General features: G+C 60.0%; 16 protein-coding genes and 1 pseudogene. 13 read left to right on the forward strand and 4 right to left on the reverse strand.

Translation table 11 applies throughout. The annotated features are described in order from the left end of the window. From AB4N47_RS04255 to AB4N47_RS04285, 7 genes are all read left to right on the forward strand, one after another. Positions 1 to 1,005, forward strand: coding sequence for a substrate-binding domain-containing protein (locus AB4N47_RS04255; protein ID WP_016770973.1), 1,005 nt, complete (start codon positions 1 to 3; stop codon positions 1,003 to 1,005). Between the two features lie 53 nt (positions 1,006 to 1,058). Beyond that, positions 1,059 to 2,606 (forward strand): L-arabinose ABC transporter ATP-binding protein AraG, encoded by a 1,548-nt coding sequence (gene araG / locus AB4N47_RS04260; RefSeq protein ID WP_041479431.1) that lies wholly within the window; start codon positions 1,059 to 1,061, stop codon positions 2,604 to 2,606. A 12-nt stretch (positions 2,607 to 2,618) separates the two neighbouring features. Beyond that, entirely contained in the window at positions 2,619 to 3,587 is a 969-nt protein-coding gene (gene araH, locus AB4N47_RS04265) for an L-arabinose ABC transporter permease AraH (protein WP_042610738.1), read from the forward strand. Positions 3,588 to 3,773: 186 nt separating this feature from the next. Then, positions 3,774 to 4,487 carry a GntR family transcriptional regulator gene (locus AB4N47_RS04270; protein ID WP_016770970.1) on the forward strand — a complete coding sequence of 238 codons (714 nt, stop codon included), beginning with the start codon at positions 3,774 to 3,776 and terminating at the stop codon, positions 4,485 to 4,487. Further along, positions 4,484 to 5,482, forward strand: a complete 999-nt coding sequence (locus tag AB4N47_RS04275) for an ADP-ribosylglycohydrolase family protein (RefSeq protein WP_341639315.1) — start codon at positions 4,484 to 4,486, stop codon at positions 5,480 to 5,482. The genes AB4N47_RS04270 and AB4N47_RS04275 overlap by 4 nt, the downstream gene beginning before the upstream one ends. A 203-nt stretch (positions 5,483 to 5,685) precedes the next feature. Next, positions 5,686 to 7,152 carry a purine-cytosine permease family protein gene (locus AB4N47_RS04280; protein WP_341639316.1) on the forward strand — a complete coding sequence of 489 codons (1,467 nt, stop codon included), beginning with the start codon at positions 5,686 to 5,688 and terminating at the stop codon, positions 7,150 to 7,152. Beyond that, a complete protein-coding gene (locus tag AB4N47_RS04285; RefSeq protein ID WP_341639317.1) occupies positions 7,145 to 8,074 on the forward strand; it encodes a PfkB family carbohydrate kinase in 930 nt (309 codons plus the stop codon). The genes AB4N47_RS04280 and AB4N47_RS04285 overlap by 8 nt, the downstream gene beginning before the upstream one ends. Positions 8,075 to 8,176: 102 nt before the next feature. On the opposite strand, the gene AB4N47_RS04290 is transcribed toward AB4N47_RS04285, so the two are convergent. From AB4N47_RS04290 to AB4N47_RS04305, 4 genes and pseudogenes are all read right to left on the reverse strand, one after another. Then, positions 8,177 to 8,557, reverse strand: coding sequence for a Rho termination factor N-terminal domain-containing protein (locus tag AB4N47_RS04290; protein ID WP_024013908.1), 381 nt, complete (start codon positions 8,555 to 8,557; stop codon positions 8,177 to 8,179). Positions 8,558 to 8,618: 61 nt separating this feature from the next. Next, positions 8,619 to 8,876, reverse strand: coding sequence for a hypothetical protein (locus AB4N47_RS04295; protein WP_110646004.1), 258 nt, complete (start codon positions 8,874 to 8,876; stop codon positions 8,619 to 8,621). 44 nt (positions 8,877 to 8,920) lie between these two features. Then, the gene (locus AB4N47_RS04300) at positions 8,921 to 9,265 is read right to left on the reverse strand and encodes a hypothetical protein (RefSeq protein ID WP_341639318.1); all 345 of its coding nucleotides are present in this window, start codon (positions 9,263 to 9,265) and stop codon (positions 8,921 to 8,923) included. 108 nt (positions 9,266 to 9,373) lie between these two features. After that, positions 9,374 to 10,026 (reverse strand): annotated as a pseudogene (locus tag AB4N47_RS04305) (HD domain-containing protein). Between the two features lie 226 nt (positions 10,027 to 10,252). Between AB4N47_RS04305 and AB4N47_RS04310 the strand changes: the two are divergent. The 6 genes from AB4N47_RS04310 to AB4N47_RS04335 all read left to right on the forward strand — a co-directional run bounded on the left by AB4N47_RS04310 (position 10,253) and on the right by AB4N47_RS04335 (position 15,208). Next, complete coding sequence (locus AB4N47_RS04310) at positions 10,253 to 10,732, forward strand: GNAT family N-acetyltransferase (protein WP_071173199.1); 480 nt, start codon at positions 10,253 to 10,255, stop codon at positions 10,730 to 10,732. A gap of 159 nt (positions 10,733 to 10,891) precedes the next feature. After that, positions 10,892 to 11,554 (forward strand): hypothetical protein, encoded by a 663-nt coding sequence (locus tag AB4N47_RS04315; RefSeq protein ID WP_341639319.1) that lies wholly within the window; start codon positions 10,892 to 10,894, stop codon positions 11,552 to 11,554. After that, positions 11,551 to 12,045, forward strand: coding sequence for a PAAR domain-containing protein (locus AB4N47_RS04320; protein ID WP_341639320.1), 495 nt, complete (start codon positions 11,551 to 11,553; stop codon positions 12,043 to 12,045). The genes AB4N47_RS04315 and AB4N47_RS04320 overlap by 4 nt, the downstream gene beginning before the upstream one ends. A gap of 6 nt (positions 12,046 to 12,051) precedes the next feature. Continuing rightward, positions 12,052 to 12,792 carry an alpha/beta hydrolase gene (locus AB4N47_RS04325; protein WP_110646008.1) on the forward strand — a complete coding sequence of 247 codons (741 nt, stop codon included), beginning with the start codon at positions 12,052 to 12,054 and terminating at the stop codon, positions 12,790 to 12,792. Positions 12,793 to 13,578: 786 nt separating this feature from the next. After that, the gene (locus AB4N47_RS04330; protein WP_341639321.1) at positions 13,579 to 14,568 is read left to right on the forward strand and encodes a 2-dehydro-3-deoxygalactonokinase; all 990 of its coding nucleotides are present in this window, start codon (positions 13,579 to 13,581) and stop codon (positions 14,566 to 14,568) included. 19 nt (positions 14,569 to 14,587) lie between these two features. Then, on the forward strand, positions 14,588 to 15,208 hold the full coding sequence (locus tag AB4N47_RS04335; protein ID WP_071173195.1) for a 2-dehydro-3-deoxy-6-phosphogalactonate aldolase: 621 nt from the start codon (positions 14,588 to 14,590) through the stop codon (positions 15,206 to 15,208). Positions 15,209 to 15,255: the final 47 nt, after the last annotated feature.

A 15,255-nucleotide genomic window follows, 5' to 3' on the forward strand; every position in this document is an offset into this window, starting at 1 on the left:
ATGAAACGTCGTTTCGGGATTCGTACCCTGTGCAGCACTGCCCTGGCGGTCACTGCGTTCAGCCTGAGCAGTGCGCTGCTCGCCGCCGACGCGGTGAAGATCGGTTTTCTGGTCAAGCAGGCCGAAGAACCGTGGTTCCAGACCGAATGGGCTTTTGCCGAAAAAGCCGCCAAGGACAAAGGCTTTGAACTGATCAAGATCGCCGTGCCGGATGGCGAAAAGACCCTTTCGGCGATCGACAGCCTGGCCGCCAACGGCGCCAAGGGCTTCGTGATCTGCCCGCCGGACGTGTCTCTCGGCCCGGCCATCATGGCCAAAGCCAAGATCAACGACTTGAAAGTGATTGCCGTCGACGACCGTTTTGTCGATGCCAACGGCAAGTTCATGGAAGACGTGCCGTACCTGGGCATGGCCGCGTTTGAAGTCGGCCAGAAGCAGGGCGCCGCCATGGCCGCCGAAGCGAAAAAGCGTAACTGGGACTGGAAAGACACCTACGCGGTGGTCAACACCTATAACGAACTCGACACCGGCAAGAAGCGCACCGACGGTTCGGTCGATGCCCTGAAGAAGGCCGGCATGCCCGAGGATCACATCCTCTTCGCCGCACTGAAAACCCTCGACGTACCGGGCAGCATGGACGCCACCAACTCGGCGCTGGTGAAACTGCCGAGCGCGGCGAAAAACCTGATCATCGGCGGCATGAACGACAACACCGTGCTCGGCGGCGTGCGCGCCACCGAAGCGGCCGGTTTTGCCGCGAGCAACGTGATCGGCATCGGCATCAACGGCACCGACGCCATCGGCGAATTGAAAAAGCCTAACAGCGGCTTCTTCGGTTCGATGCTGCCAAGCCCGCACATCGAAGGCTACAAGACCGCCGAGATGATGTACGAGTGGATCACCGCCGGCAAAGAGCCGCCGAAGTACACCGCCATGGATGACGTCACCCTGATCACGCGCGAAAACTTCAAGCAAGAGCTGGAAAAAATCGGCTTGTGGAACTGAGGCAGCGACGGCCCGGGCAGCCGGGCCGTTTTTCGGTGTGAAGAGGTGGCTTTATGCACGCGCAAGTACAGACACAAGAACAACACGGCGCCAGCGGCAGCCTGCGCTTCAACGGGATCGGCAAGACCTTTCCCGGCGTGAAAGCGCTCGACGGCATCAGCTTCGTCGCCCACCCCGGTCAGGTTCATGCCTTGATGGGCGAGAACGGCGCGGGCAAATCGACCCTGCTGAAGATTCTCGGTGGTGCTTACATTCCGAGCAGCGGCGAGCTGCAGATTGGCGAGCAGGCGATGGCGTTCAAGTCCACCGCTGACAGCATCGGCAGCGGCGTCGCGGTGATTCACCAGGAACTGCATCTGGTCCCGGAAATGACCGTGGCCGAAAACCTGTTTCTCGGTCATCTGCCGGCCAGTTTCGGCCTGATCAATCGCAGTGAGCTGCGTCAGAAAGCCTTGAATTGCCTGAAAGGCCTGGCAGACGAAATCGATCCGCAAACCAAAGTCGGACGCTTGTCGCTGGGGCAGCGGCAGTTGGTGGAAATTGCCAAAGCGCTGTCGCGCGGCGCCCACGTTATCGCTTTCGACGAACCGACCAGTAGCCTTTCGGCACGCGAGATCGATCGCTTGATGGCGATCATCGGTCGTCTGCGCGACGAAGGCAAAGTGGTGCTCTACGTGTCCCATCGCATGGAAGAGGTCTTCCGCATTTGCGACGCCGTCACCGTGTTCAAGGACGGCCGCTACGTGCGTACCTTCGACGACATGAGCCAGTTGACCCACGATCAACTGGTGACCTGCATGGTCGGTCGCGACATTCAGGACATCTACGATTACCGCCATCGTCCGCGTGGCGCCGTGGCGTTGAAAGTCGACGGTCTGCTCGGTCCGGGCCTGCGCGAGCCGATCAGTTTCGAAGCGCACAAGGGCGAAATCCTTGGCCTGTTCGGACTGGTCGGGGCAGGGCGCACCGAGCTGTTTCGCCTGCTCAGCGGCCTGGAGCGCAACACCGCCGGCCGTCTCGAATTGCGCGGTCATGAGCTGAAACTGCGCTCGCCGCGTGACGCGATTGCCGCCGGCATTCTGCTCTGCCCGGAAGATCGCAAGAAAGAAGGCATCATCCCCCTGGCCAGCGTCGCCGAGAACATCAATATCAGTGCCCGTGGTGCGCATTCCGGGCTCGGCTGCCTGATTCGCGGCCTGTGGGAAAAGGGCAACGCCGACAAGCAGATCAAGGCCCTGAAAGTAAAAACCCCGCACGCCGGCCAGCAGATCAAGTTCCTTTCCGGCGGCAATCAGCAGAAGGCGATTCTCGGCCGCTGGCTGTCGATGCCGATGAAAGTCCTGCTGCTCGACGAACCGACCCGTGGCATCGATATCGGCGCCAAGGCCGAGATCTACCAGATCATTCATAACCTCGCCGCCGACGGTATTTCGGTGATCGTGGTGTCCAGCGATCTGATGGAAGTGATGGGCATTTCCGACCGCATCCTGGTGCTGTGCGAAGGCGCCCTGCGCGGCGAAGTCAGCCGCGACCAGGCCAATGAATCCAACCTGCTGCAACTGGCTTTGCCACGCCACCGCGCTGACGGCGTGGCGAACTGAGAGGTGACTATGATGACTACGCAAAACGAAACCCTGCCGACCGAGCGCAAACCGCTGGACATGCGGCGCTTCCTCGATGACTGGGTCATGCTGCTGGCGGCGATCGGCATCTTTGTCGCCTGCACATTGCTGATCGACAACTTCCTCTCGCCGCTGAACATGCGTGGCCTGGGCCTGGCGATTTCCACCACCGGTATCGCCGCGTGCACCATGCTTTATTGCCTGGCGTCCGGGCACTTCGACCTCTCGGTCGGCTCGGTTATCGCCTGTGCCGGCGTGGTCGCGGCGGTGGTGATGCGTGACACCAACAGCGTGTTCCTCGGGGTCAGTGCGGCGCTGGTGATGGGCCTGATCGTCGGGCTGATCAACGGCATCGTGATTGCCAAGTTGCGCGTCAATGCCCTGATCACGACGCTGGCGACCATGCAGATCGTTCGCGGTCTGGCCTATATCTTTGCCAACGGCAAAGCGGTCGGCGTTTCGCAGGAATCGTTCTTCGTCTTCGGCAATGGCCAGCTGTTCGGCGTGCCGGTGCCGATCCTGATCACCATCGTCTGCTTCCTGTTCTTCGGCTGGCTGCTGAACTACACCACCTACGGGCGCAACACCATGGCCATCGGTGGCAACCAGGAAGCGGCGCTGCTGGCGGGCGTCAACGTCGACCGGACCAAGATCATCATCTTCGCCGTGCACGGTGTGATCGGTGCGCTGGCGGGTGTGATTCTGGCGTCGCGGATGACTTCCGGGCAGCCAATGATCGGTCAGGGTTTTGAACTGACGGTGATCTCGGCTTGCGTGCTGGGCGGGGTTTCGTTGAGTGGCGGCATCGGCATGATTCGCCATGTGATTGCCGGGGTGTTGATTCTGGCGATCATCGAAAACGCGATGAACCTGAAGAATATCGATACGTTTTATCAGTATGTGATTCGGGGTTCGATTCTGTTGCTGGCCGTGGTCATCGACCGCTTGAAACAGCGCTGACACAAGCACTTCCCTGTGGGAGCGAGCCTGCTCGCGAAGGCATTGGCACATCCAGCGTTGATGTGTCAGGGATACCGCCTTCGCGAGCAGGCTCGCTCCCACAGTTGATCGCGCCATTCCTGCCTTCTGTCATCTCCCTTAAATAATTCTTGCTCGTCAGCGACCGTTTCGGTTATCAATTTGTACATGATTAGACAGGTACGATTCGACAAGAAGCAAAGGGTGGTCGACGAGCTCGTCCGACGCATCGAGAGCGGCCTCATGGAGGACGGTTTTCTGTTGCCCGGCGAACATCAGTTGGCTCAAGAATTCCAGGTCAGCCGTGGCACCTTGCGTGAGGCGCTGGCCGAACTGAAGCGGCGTAATTACATCGCCACGCAGAGCGGTGTCGGCTCCATCGTCACTTTCGACGGTGTCGCGCTGGATCAGCGCAGCGGCTGGGCGCAGGCATTGGCCGACAGCGGGGCGCTGATCAATACCGAAGTGTTGCGCCTCGAAGCGGTGACTCGCCCGGATCTGCTGGTGCGTTTCGGCACCGATCAATTCATCACCCTCGACCGTCGCCGGCGCGCCACCGACGGTACGCTGGTGTCTCTGGAACGATCCTTGATGCCGGCCAACGGCGGCCTGGAAAGCCTGCCTCGCGTCGGTTTGATCGACAATTCCCTGACCATCACCCTGGCCGCCTACGGCTATATCGGCGAGCGCGGCGATCAGTGGATCGGCGCCGAGCCGCTGAATGCCGAAGACGCCGAGCTGCTCGGTCGCCCGGTCGGCACGGTGTTTCTCAAAGCCCTGCGCACCACCTACGACCGGCAGAACCGTTTCATGGAGCAGGTTGAAAGCCTGCTCGACCCGGTGCACTTTCGTCTGCACCTGCAATTCGGAGAATCGAAATGACCGCGCTCAATCGTGCGCTTGGCGCTTTCTATGGTCTGGCCCTGGGTGACGCGCTGGGCATGCCGACGCAATCGCTCGATCGCGAAACGATCAAGGCGCGCTTCGGCCAGATCACTGATCTGCAAGACGCCGGCCCACTGCAACCAATCGCCGCGAACATGCCCAAAGGCTCGATCACCGATGACACCGAGCAGGCGATTCTGGTCGGCGAATTACTGGTCGAAGGCCACGGCCGCATCGAGCCGGCGGTCCTCGCCCAGCGCTTGATCGAATGGGAAGCCGAGATGCAGGCCAAAGGCTCGCAGGACTTGCTCGGCCCCTCGACCAAACGCGCCATTGAAATGATCCTCGCCGGGCATTCGCCGGAAGAAGCCGGGCGCTACGGCACTACCAACGGCGCGGCGATGCGCATCACCCCGGTGGGCATTGCCGCGAACGTGGCCGATCCGCAGCGCTTCATTGCGGCGGTCGTGCAGGCTTGCCAAGTGACGCATAACACCACGCTGGGAATTTCCAGTGCGGCGGCGGTGGCGGCGGTGGTCTCTGCTGGCATCAATGACGTCGATCTCGGCGAGGCGCTGAACCTCGGCCAGCAGATCGCCCAGCAGGCCGAAGCCCACGGGCATTGGGTGGCTGGCGGGCGCATAGCCTCGCGTATCAGTTGGGCGCGCAGCATCAGTGTCGACAGCGACAAGGCGCTGCTGGCGGATCTGCTCTACGACGTAATCGGCACATCGGTGGCTTCGCAGGAGTCGGTGGTGGTTTCATTCGCCCTGGCCCAGCAAGTGGCCATCGGTGAAATGACGGCATTCGAAGCGCTGTGCATGGCTGCCAGCCTGGGCGGCGACACGGATACCATCGCGGCGATTCTCGGCGCCATGCTCGGGGCTTGCCTGGGCCTTGAGTGCTGGCCGGAGCAGATGATCGAAACGGTGAAAGCTGTTAATCAGCTGGAGCTTGAGCCTTTGGTGCAGGGGCTGTTGGCCTTGCGCTGACTGGCTGGCCTCTTCGCGAGCAGGCTCGCTCCCACAATTGGAATGCATTTCCTTGTGGGAGCGAGCCTGCTCGCGAAAGGGGCGGCGCATTTCTAAAGAATTCACACAGCAATGGATCGCACAGACAGGCCTCGGAAGGCCGGTTGTCTTGTTGTTTTGCATCATTGCCACAACCACAAAAAAGGCAAACAGGAGCATTTTTCATGAGTTCATCAACCGCCGGGCAAAGCGTCGGGCAATTGGAAACCCGGGGCATCGAGCCGGTACCGGAAGCCGAGTGCAACGGTCATCCGCTGCAACTGTTCTGGGTCTGGTTTGCGGCCAATATTTCCATCCTCGGCCTGCCGCTGGGCGCCACGCTGGTGGCGTTTCGCGGATTGGCGATCTGGCAGGCGATCATCGTCGCCATCCTCGGTGCCGCCGGCTCATTTGCCGTGGTCGGGATCATCTCGATTGCCGGGCGGCGTGGCCGCGCGCCGAGTCTGACGCTGTCCCGGGCAATTTTCGGCGTACGCGGCAACATCGGCCCGACGCTGGTTTCGCTGATGTCGCGTCTGGGTTGGGAAACCGTCAACACCACCACTGCGGCGTTTGTCCTGCTGTCGCTGTGCTCGATCCTGTTCGGCTCGCCGGTCGAGGCGAAAAGTGCGCCGGTACTGACGCTGATCTTCATCGCCATCTTCGTCCTGCTGACGTTGGCGGTGTCCGGCCTCGGCCACGCGACTTTGCTGGTGATCCAGAAGTGGGCGACGTACGTGTTCGGTGCGCTGAACATTCTCGTCGGTGGTTTCCTCTGCGCGACCATCGACTGGAGCGCGGTATTCAACGCCACGCCAGCACCACTGAGCGCGATGATCATCGGCATCGGCACCATGGCCGCCGGCACCGGCATCGGCTGGGCCAACGCCGGTGCCGACATGTCGCGCTATCAGCATCGCAGCGTCAAGGCTGTACGCCTGGTGGCGTCGGCGGCGTTCGGCGCGGGCATTCCGCTGGTGCTGCTGATCACTCTCGGCGGCTTGTTGTCGGTCGGCAACAATGATCTGGCGTCGGCGACTGATCCGATCGTGGCGATCCGCGACATGCTGCCGACGTGGATGGCCGTGCCGTACCTGATCACCGCGTTCGGCGGCCTGCTGCTGTCGAACAACCTGTCGGTGTACTCCGCCGGCCTGACCACGCTGACTCTGGGCCTGAAGGTCAAACGCGTCTACGCGGTCGTGGTCGACATTGTCGCGATCTTCGCCGGTTCGATCTACTTCATGCTGATCGCCGACAGTTTCTACGGCCCGTTCATCACCTTCATTTCCCTGCTCGCAGTGCCGATCACTGCCTGGGTCGGGATCTTCGTCGTCGACCTGATTCATCGCCACTACTACAGCCCCAAAGACCTGCTCGACGTCAGCCCGAGCAGCGCCTACTGGTATCGCGGCGGCATCGAGTGGCGCGCATTTGGCGCGTGGGCGATCGCCATCGTGCTTGGTTTCAGCTTCACCACCATCGGCACCACGGCGGAAAACGTCTGGTTCAAGGGCTTTCTGTCCGACTCCTGGCTAGGCCACAACGGCCTCGGCTGGATCGTGACCTTCGTCGTCGCCGGTGGCATTTACCTGGTACTTGGCGGTGCGAAAGATCGCCGCGCCGCGCAACCCGAGAATGCTCATGCCTAAGATGTTGCACACCGGCCAGGTCATCATCGACCTGGTCATGGCCGTGGATAAACTGCCGCAGATAGGCGGCGACGTGCTGGCGCAGTCGGCGGGGTTCGAAGCTGGCGGCGGTTTCAACGTGATGGCCGCTGCGGTGCGTAACGGTCTGCCGGTGGTTTACCTCGGTCGCCATGGCACGGGGCGTTTTGGTGACCTGGCGCGCCAAGCGATGCAGGCGGAAGGTATCTGCATCGGCATCCGCGAACCGGCCGAGCGCGATACCGGTCTGTGCGTGGCGCTGACCGACGCTTCGGCTGAACGCAGTTTCATTTCCTACATCGGCGCTGAAGGCGAGGTGACCGAGGAGGACCTGAACAGTGTGGCTGCCGAGCCCGGCGATTACGTTTATCTCAGCGGTTACAGTCTGCTGCACGAGGGCAAGGCGCAGGCGTTGCTCGACTGGACGCTGGCGCTGCCGGCGGCGGTCAATGTGGTGTTCGACCCGGGGCCGTTGGTGGAGTCGCCCGATGCGCCGATGATGCAGACGTTGCTGCCGCGCATCGATGTGTGGACCAGCAACAGTGTCGAGGCGCTGCGGTTTACCGGAGCCGATGAGATTGGTATCGCGATGGATCGCCTCGCGGAACTGCTGCCGGAAAGTGTGCTGATGGTCGTGCGCGACGGGCCGCAGGGTTGCTGGATTCAGCAGCGTGGCGAGCGTCGACAGGTGCCGGGGTTTGCTGTCAAAGCAGTGGACAGCAATGGCGCTGGTGATGCGCATGCCGGGGTATTTGTTGCTGGATTGGCGCAGGGGTTGGAGGCACCGGAAGCGGCGCGGCGGGCGAATGCGGCGGCGGCGCTGGCGGTGACTCGCTGGGGGCCGGCGACTTCACCTGGGGCGACTGAGGTGGATGCTTTTATCTGTCAGTCCTGCGGCGATTGAGCCGAAGCCTTCGCGAGCAGGCTCGCTCCCACAGGTACGATGCAGTGCCCAATGTGGGAGCGAGCCTGCTCGCGAAGAGGCCGTGGGGGGATGGCGCAAAACTTAGCCCGCCTTGCGCAACGCCTCAATCAACTCCTGCTTGCGCATCGACGAGCGCCCCGGAATGTTCTTCGCCCGGGCCTCTTTCATCAGGCTATCGACAGTCTGCGTATCCTTCGAAGTCTCGCTGTTGCGTGAATGGCCCTTGCGGCTGGCCACCGCGCGGCGCGATGACTCTTTGCGATCTTCCGACTTGGCACTGGCGGGCTTCTTGCGACCCGAACCGCCGGACTTTTCACCGCCACCGGACTGTTTGTTCACCGTCGCCCAGGCGCGCGCCTCAGCTTCATCTTTCGACACGCCTTTTTTCTCGTAGCTGTCTTCGATGTGCTCGGCTTTGCGCTTCTGTTCGCTGGTGTATTTGTCTTTGCTTCCACGAGGCATGGGATTTCTCCTCAAGTTGCGGATCCGGCCGCTCGCCGCTGCGACGGCGAGCGGCTTGGCACTACTGCATATCCAGTTTGCGCGCCGCTTCGACGCCGGCAGAACTGAGCTTGATCGGCAGGTTCAGCGAGTGTTCGCCCGCTTCGCTCATGGTCACATGACCATGATGAATCAGCCCGCGATCCTGCAGGGCGGCGAGGGCGCTGGCCACGACTTTCTCGCCCCGGTAATTGTCCAGCACCTCCTTGCCCAGGCCGTTGGGATGGGCGTGCAGCAGGCGGGTGAGGACTTCTTTTTCCAGGTCTTTGTCGACGTTCATGGTTACCTCTTCATGGGAGTGAATAGGGCGCTCGCGTCGGCGAACTACTGACCGGCACCTTCGGAACCGGAGCCACCAGTGGTGGTCTTCGAGCCGACACCGGGGCCGGCATTGTCAGGCGCAGTGCCAGGAGAATCAGGCGTGTTCATGCCACCCTGACGCCCCGGATCACTGCCTTGAGTGCGCGGGTCGGTGCCGGTGGCGGGTGGCTGATTGATCAGCGGCACGCCGGAACCATCGGTATTCATCCCGGGGGCACTGTTGATGGCGGGCGCGCGTGGCGGGGTCGGATCGGTAGGGCCGGTGCCCGCTGCCGTGGACGAGGCGGCGAACACCGCAGGGCAGAGCAGGGCGCTGAAGACTAAAGCGGTCAACCTTGACGGGATCATAGGGCTTCTCCAGTGATTGGAATCCTTACACTGGATTGGTCAGCCCTGATGACGGATTGGTGCCTGATGATCGACGAACGGTCTTCGCCGGGGTCATGTGGCTGCTGTTCAGACGATGCCTATTTCCTCCTTGAACTGCTCCATGAAACCCTTCAGTCGTTGATGACGAATGTGCGCCAGGCGCTGACCGGTCACCGTTTGAAAACCGTCGGCCAGATGTAGCAGTTTGGTCTGGAAATGATCGAGGCAAAAACGCGTGTCATCGTACTCACGCTCAAGCGCTTCGGGATCCTGCGAGTCGTACAGCGCCGAGCCCATGCGTCCGGCCACATAGAAGGTTCGGGCAACACCGAGCATGCCCAGCGAGTCGAGGCGATCGGCGTCCTGGACGATTTTCGCTTCGAGCGTGATTGGGTGATGTTGGCAGAGAAGCTGTGGGCTTCGATGGCGTGGGCGACGTTGCTGATTTTCTCGTTGGGCCAGTCCAATTCCTTCAGCACGGACGAAGCTTTGTCCGCTGCCAGACGCGAAGCTTGCGAGCGAAGCGGCGAGTTTTTTTCGACCGATACGCAGTCGTGCAACAGCACCGCTGCGAGCAAAACCTCCAGATCGCCGCCTTCGGTTGCATGCAGGGTGCGTGCGGTGTGCCACACCCGCTGCAGGTGGGCGACGTCGTGGGCGCCGTCATCTGACGGCTCCAGTGTGTGCCTAATAAGCGCTGATGCCAGTGCTTCCATCGGCGCAAAACAGTTAACGGTCATAAGCATCCTTTCAGAATTTGCGATATCAACTGTGGGAGCGAGCCTGCTCGCGAAAGCGTCATTTCAGTCAGATGTTGATTCAACTGACGGAATGCTTTCGCGAGCAGGCTCGCTCCCACAAGGGCAACAGTGTTCAGTAAATTGGGCAGGTCAGTATGTTTTGCCATGTGACGAGCGCCGCTGCGCGCCTTAGTATGGCGCTTTAATTTGCAGACAAGGCCTGTCCATGACGATCGAAATCCGCCCGGCGACCCCCAGCGATGCGCCGCAAATCCTCGCCTTCATCACCGAACTGGCAGATTTCGAGAAGGCCCGTCACGAAGTCATCGCCAGCGTCGCCGACATCGAACGCAGCCTGTTCGGCGAAGGCGCCACCGCCCACGGCCTGATCTGCCTGCGCGACGGCTCGCCGATCGGCTTCGCGGTGTTCTTCTTCAGTTATTCAACGTGGCTGGGCAGCAATTGCCTGTACCTCGAAGACCTCTACATCACCCCCGAACAACGAGGCGGCGGCGCCGGCAAAACCCTGCTGCGCCACCTGGCAAAAATCGCCTGCGCCAATGACTGCGGCCGCTTCGAATGGAGCGTGCTGGAATGGAACACCCCAGCCATCGAATTCTATAAATCGCTCGGTGCGCAACCGCAGGAGGAATGGGTGCGGTATCGCATGGATGGCAAAGTGTTGCGCGAATTTGCCGAGGGCTGAGCACAATGATGGCAATCTACTGCTGATTCAGTTGTCGCCACCGCTCTAGTCCGGCATTCTGTGCGCCATTTTTGCGCGCTCACGGACGACACCTGCAATGCATCTGGCAAAATTTCTCCGCGCCTGTGGAGCCCTCGCTGCGTCAATGAGTGACCAGCTATGAGCGGACTGCAGGCGTCCATGCGTCTGTATGGTCTGGTGAAAACTACCGGCTCTTCTGACGACCCGAATCGACAGGCTGTGGAAATTCTCTGCATGGCCCAGCGCACTGGCGGCGTGGCTATACGGGCTTTCGTGTCGCGGCTCGACGCTGAGTTGATGTCGCGCAGCGCCGGCCTCGGCGAATACCGTGTGGTAGCGCTGAGAACCTTTGATCCAACTGCGATTATCGACGCTCATCGAGGCTGGCTGATGCTGCACATCTGTTGCGGTTTTGTCGCTCTCGCCGGTCATTCTCTGTTGAAAAACGGTGCGTTGATCCCGATGGGCTGGCACGTCTACTCCGAAGTAGGGCGCTGGACCTCCAGGCATCATCTGGACCTTGGCGTGGAAATGGGCGACTTGCTGCAATCGACTTTCGAGCGCAATCACCTGCGCAACTACAACGCCTGGCTCAACGAACTTGATGATGCAACGCCTGCCGAGTTGAGTTGGCAAGCCAACGAAGCCTGGCGTGCCATACAAACCGCGACATCACCTGAAAGCCGTGAGCATTGTCATGCTTTGTTCGACCCGGTCGACAATCGCTGGCGCTTTGCCGCGACCGACATCGACATCTATCAGCCATCCCCGGCACCCCTTAAGCAAGGAGCTTTGAATTGAGTGGTAAACCCGCAGCTCGCGTCTCCGACCCAACCGCCTGCCCACTGCCAGGTCACGGCGCCAACCCGATTGTCTCCGGCTCGCCGGACGTATTCTTCGACGGCCTCGCTGCTGCCCGCATGACCGATAAATCAGCGTGTGGCAGCCCTATCACCGGAGCGGTCTCCGGCACTGTTTTCATTAACGGCCTGAACGCCGCGATTCTCGATAGCACTGGTGGGCATGGCAATGTCGTGATCGGTGGCTCGGGCACGGTGATCATCGGCCAAAGTGGGGGAGGGGCCGCATTTAGTGGGCTGTTGCCGATGCCTGTGCATTTCACTGACAGGTTGCAAGTAGTCAATCAGGACACCGGAGAGCCGGTCTCTTATCACCCTTACATCATTCAGCGGGGTGACGGCAGTGAAGAGTCTGGCGTGACGGATGCGGCGGGATTTACCCATACCGTCAGTTCTCACCTGGCTGAGACGATTAAATTACTTGTGGAGTAATTAGAGATGGCAAATGGAAGTGCTACAGCAGAGGCTCCACCACCGCCAATGGCGAAAAGGGATCCCGTGAGTCATACACTTACTTGCAAGACAGATCAATCGGTCAAGCAAGTAACAGTAAGCATCCGCGATGCAATGGTTTTTCTTGTTGGTGGAGCTGGCGATCAGGAACGGTATTACGTTGATGGTCCCAATCACAATGTCGACTATGTGCGAGACATGGTCGACGCGGACATCGAAGCACTGGAAATACAGAAATCTTGTACGACGTTGCCTCTTGGTTATAACTCATTTATGAGTGAGGAGGATTTGGAGCGTAACGTTATTCGAAAAATTCCAAGTTGCAATACTGCGATTTATATCATTGGCCACAGTTTGGGTGGCTGGAACGGTGCTCATTTGTCTGCCGTTTTAACCGAGCGCGGTTTCAAAATAAAAATTTTGGTGACCCTGGATCCCGTAGGACACGGCAAAATCGTATATGGTATTTCGAAAATATATCGTCAGGTTCCCAAGCCTAAAGCGCAGTATTGGGTAAATATCAGGGCAGCCGCGGTCGATTGGAACCTGTCAGATCTGGTTGCAGACTTCGGTGAGCAATGGGAGATCTCCGAAGGACCGAACGTCATGGGGCGGCTCGATATCAATCACGCAGATGCCAACTCTATGTATGCTCACGCCTTGCCCGGTGGAAAGTCAGCGCGACAGATTGTAGCGGAGTCAATATTCAAGTGGATTAAGGGGTAACAACCTGTGAAGGTTTTAATCTTGACAATATGTATGTCGGTTCTCTCGGCTTGTTCTTTGAATCATGGTCGGCCCATTGCTAACCTTAAATACGAAAAGACAGAGCGGCTTCGTACTACCGGAATTTATCAAGTTTATTTCAAGTCCGACGTGGAACTTCTCGGCCTGTTCAAGTCGTCTATAGGGCGTGGGCTGGTCTGCTCGTTGACAAATGACCTTGATTTTTCTCAGGCACATCGAATTAAACAGTCCGGCTTCGGGTTTATCGAGAGGGTTTCGCCGGACTCGTTAACTTACAGGGCAGATGTCATTTTTGACGAGTCGGTAGACGATGAGGGGGGAGAAAGGCGCCTGAAAGGGGAAACACTGGATCCCTTTTTAAAAGCCAGAGATTCCTTTTCCTGTGTGTATAGAGTCCACTCCACTACATACAAGACGTATTTTTCCAAGATTATGCGGGTACCTAGCGCGGATTTGCTGACAACTGAACCTGCAAAATAAAAACTATCCCGTCCGGCCTTGCCTCTTTCGAGGGCCGCTCTCCCTGAATTTTTCCCGACCGCAGCGGCATGGCGAACCTTGCATTTTTGTCCGTGCAAGCCTGACTCGGCCCTTCCCGGCATTCGATCGCCATCGTTGCAGCCCAAGGGCGGCGTTTTGAGTGAGGTGATACCGTTACTGTTGATGCTTCCCATAATGTGGGATTGATATTTATATATTGAGATTTCCCGTCCCTCGGGTTTATAGTCCGTCGCACTCACTGCCAAAAACAAAACAGGTGAAGCGATGCAGGCGCAATTGATCGCGCTCGATTGGGGGACGACCTCATTACGTGCTTACAAACTCGCGGCGGACGGTGTGGTGCTGGAGCAGCGTGCGCTGTCGTCCGGGATCATGCAGTTGCCCAAGACCCCGCGAATCATCCACGGCCGTGAATGCGCCGATGGTTTTGAACTGGCCTTCGACGAAGCCTGCGGTGACTGGCTCGATGCGCAGCCGGATCTGCCGGTGATCGCTTGCGGCATGGTCGGCAGTGCGCAGGGCTGGCGCGAGGCGGCTTACTGCGAGACGCCGGCCGACGTCGCCCATCTCGGAAATTCCCTACAAACCGTTGTCAGCTTGCGCGGTACGCCGGTGCATATCGTCCCGGGCGTGATCCAGCGTTCGCGTCTGCCGAATGTAATGCGTGGCGAAGAAACCCAAGTCCTCGGCGTGCTGCAGAGTCTGCCGGCCGAGGCGGGTAGCGATCTGCTGATCGGCCTGCCCGGCAGCCACTCGAAATGGGTGGAAGTGGTCGATGGCCGCATCACCCATTTCGACACGTTCATGACCGGCGAAGTGTTTGCCGTGCTCAGCGAGCACAGCATCCTCGGTCGTACCCAACAACCGAGCGCGACCTTCGATGCGCAGGCGTTTGATCGCGGCGTGCAGATCGCGCTGTCGGCGGATGCCGAGCTCGGTGTGCTGTCGACCTTGTTCAGCGCCCGTACCCTCGGTCTTACCGGCGAACTGAGCCCGACTGCTCAAGCGGATTATCTCTCCGGCCTGATGATCGGCCATGAGCTGGCCGCACTCGCCAACGTGCAGAGGCGCCGGCGCAAACAAGCGAATCTTCCATCGATCGTGCTCATCGGTAATGCGCAGCTGTGCGCGCGTTATCGCCGTGCCCTCGACGCCTGCGGCTTTGCTCAGGTGACGCTGGCCGAGCAGGCCACCGAGCGTGGCCTGTGGCAACTGGCGCGTGCCGCCGGACTGATCGATTCCTCATCCCGTTAACCCTGACTGGAGGCCTGACATGCTCAAGCAAGCACTGGCACAAAACGGTCTGATCGCGATTCTGCGTGGCCTGCAACCGCAGGAAGCGGCGGCTGTCGGAGAAGTCCTGTATTCCGCCGGATTTCGCGTCATCGAAGTACCGCTCAATTCCCCATCGCCGTACGAAAGTATCCGCATCCTGCGTGACGCGCTGCCCGCCGATTGCCTGATTGGTGCCGGCACGGTGCTCAGCCCCGAGCAGGTCGAGCAGGTCAAAGCGGCTGGCGGCCAAGTGATCGTCATGCCGCACAGCGATGCCAAAGTGTTGCGCGCGGCGAAAGCGGCGGGGCTGTACCTGTCGCCGGGCGTGGCCACGCCGACCGAAGCCTTCGCCGCATTGGCCGAGGGCGCGGACATTCTCAAGCTGTTTCCGGCCGAGCAAATGAATCCAGCGGTCGTCAAAGCCTGGCTCGCGGTATTGCCAGCCGGCACGGTGCTGGCGCCGGTCGGCGGCATTACGCCGGACAACATGCAGGCCTTTATCGATGCCGGTGTGAAAGGTTTCGGTCTCGGTTCCGGCCTGTTCAAACCGGGCATGACGCCCGAGCAGGTGGCCGTCAACGCCAAGGCCTACGTGGCTGCCTGGAAAGCCCTGCGTTAAGACTTTTTGGCGCTGTGTGCGCTGCATCTAATAAAAGCTGCATTTAC

Source organism: Pseudomonas sp. S3_G06 (assembly GCF_054667565.1).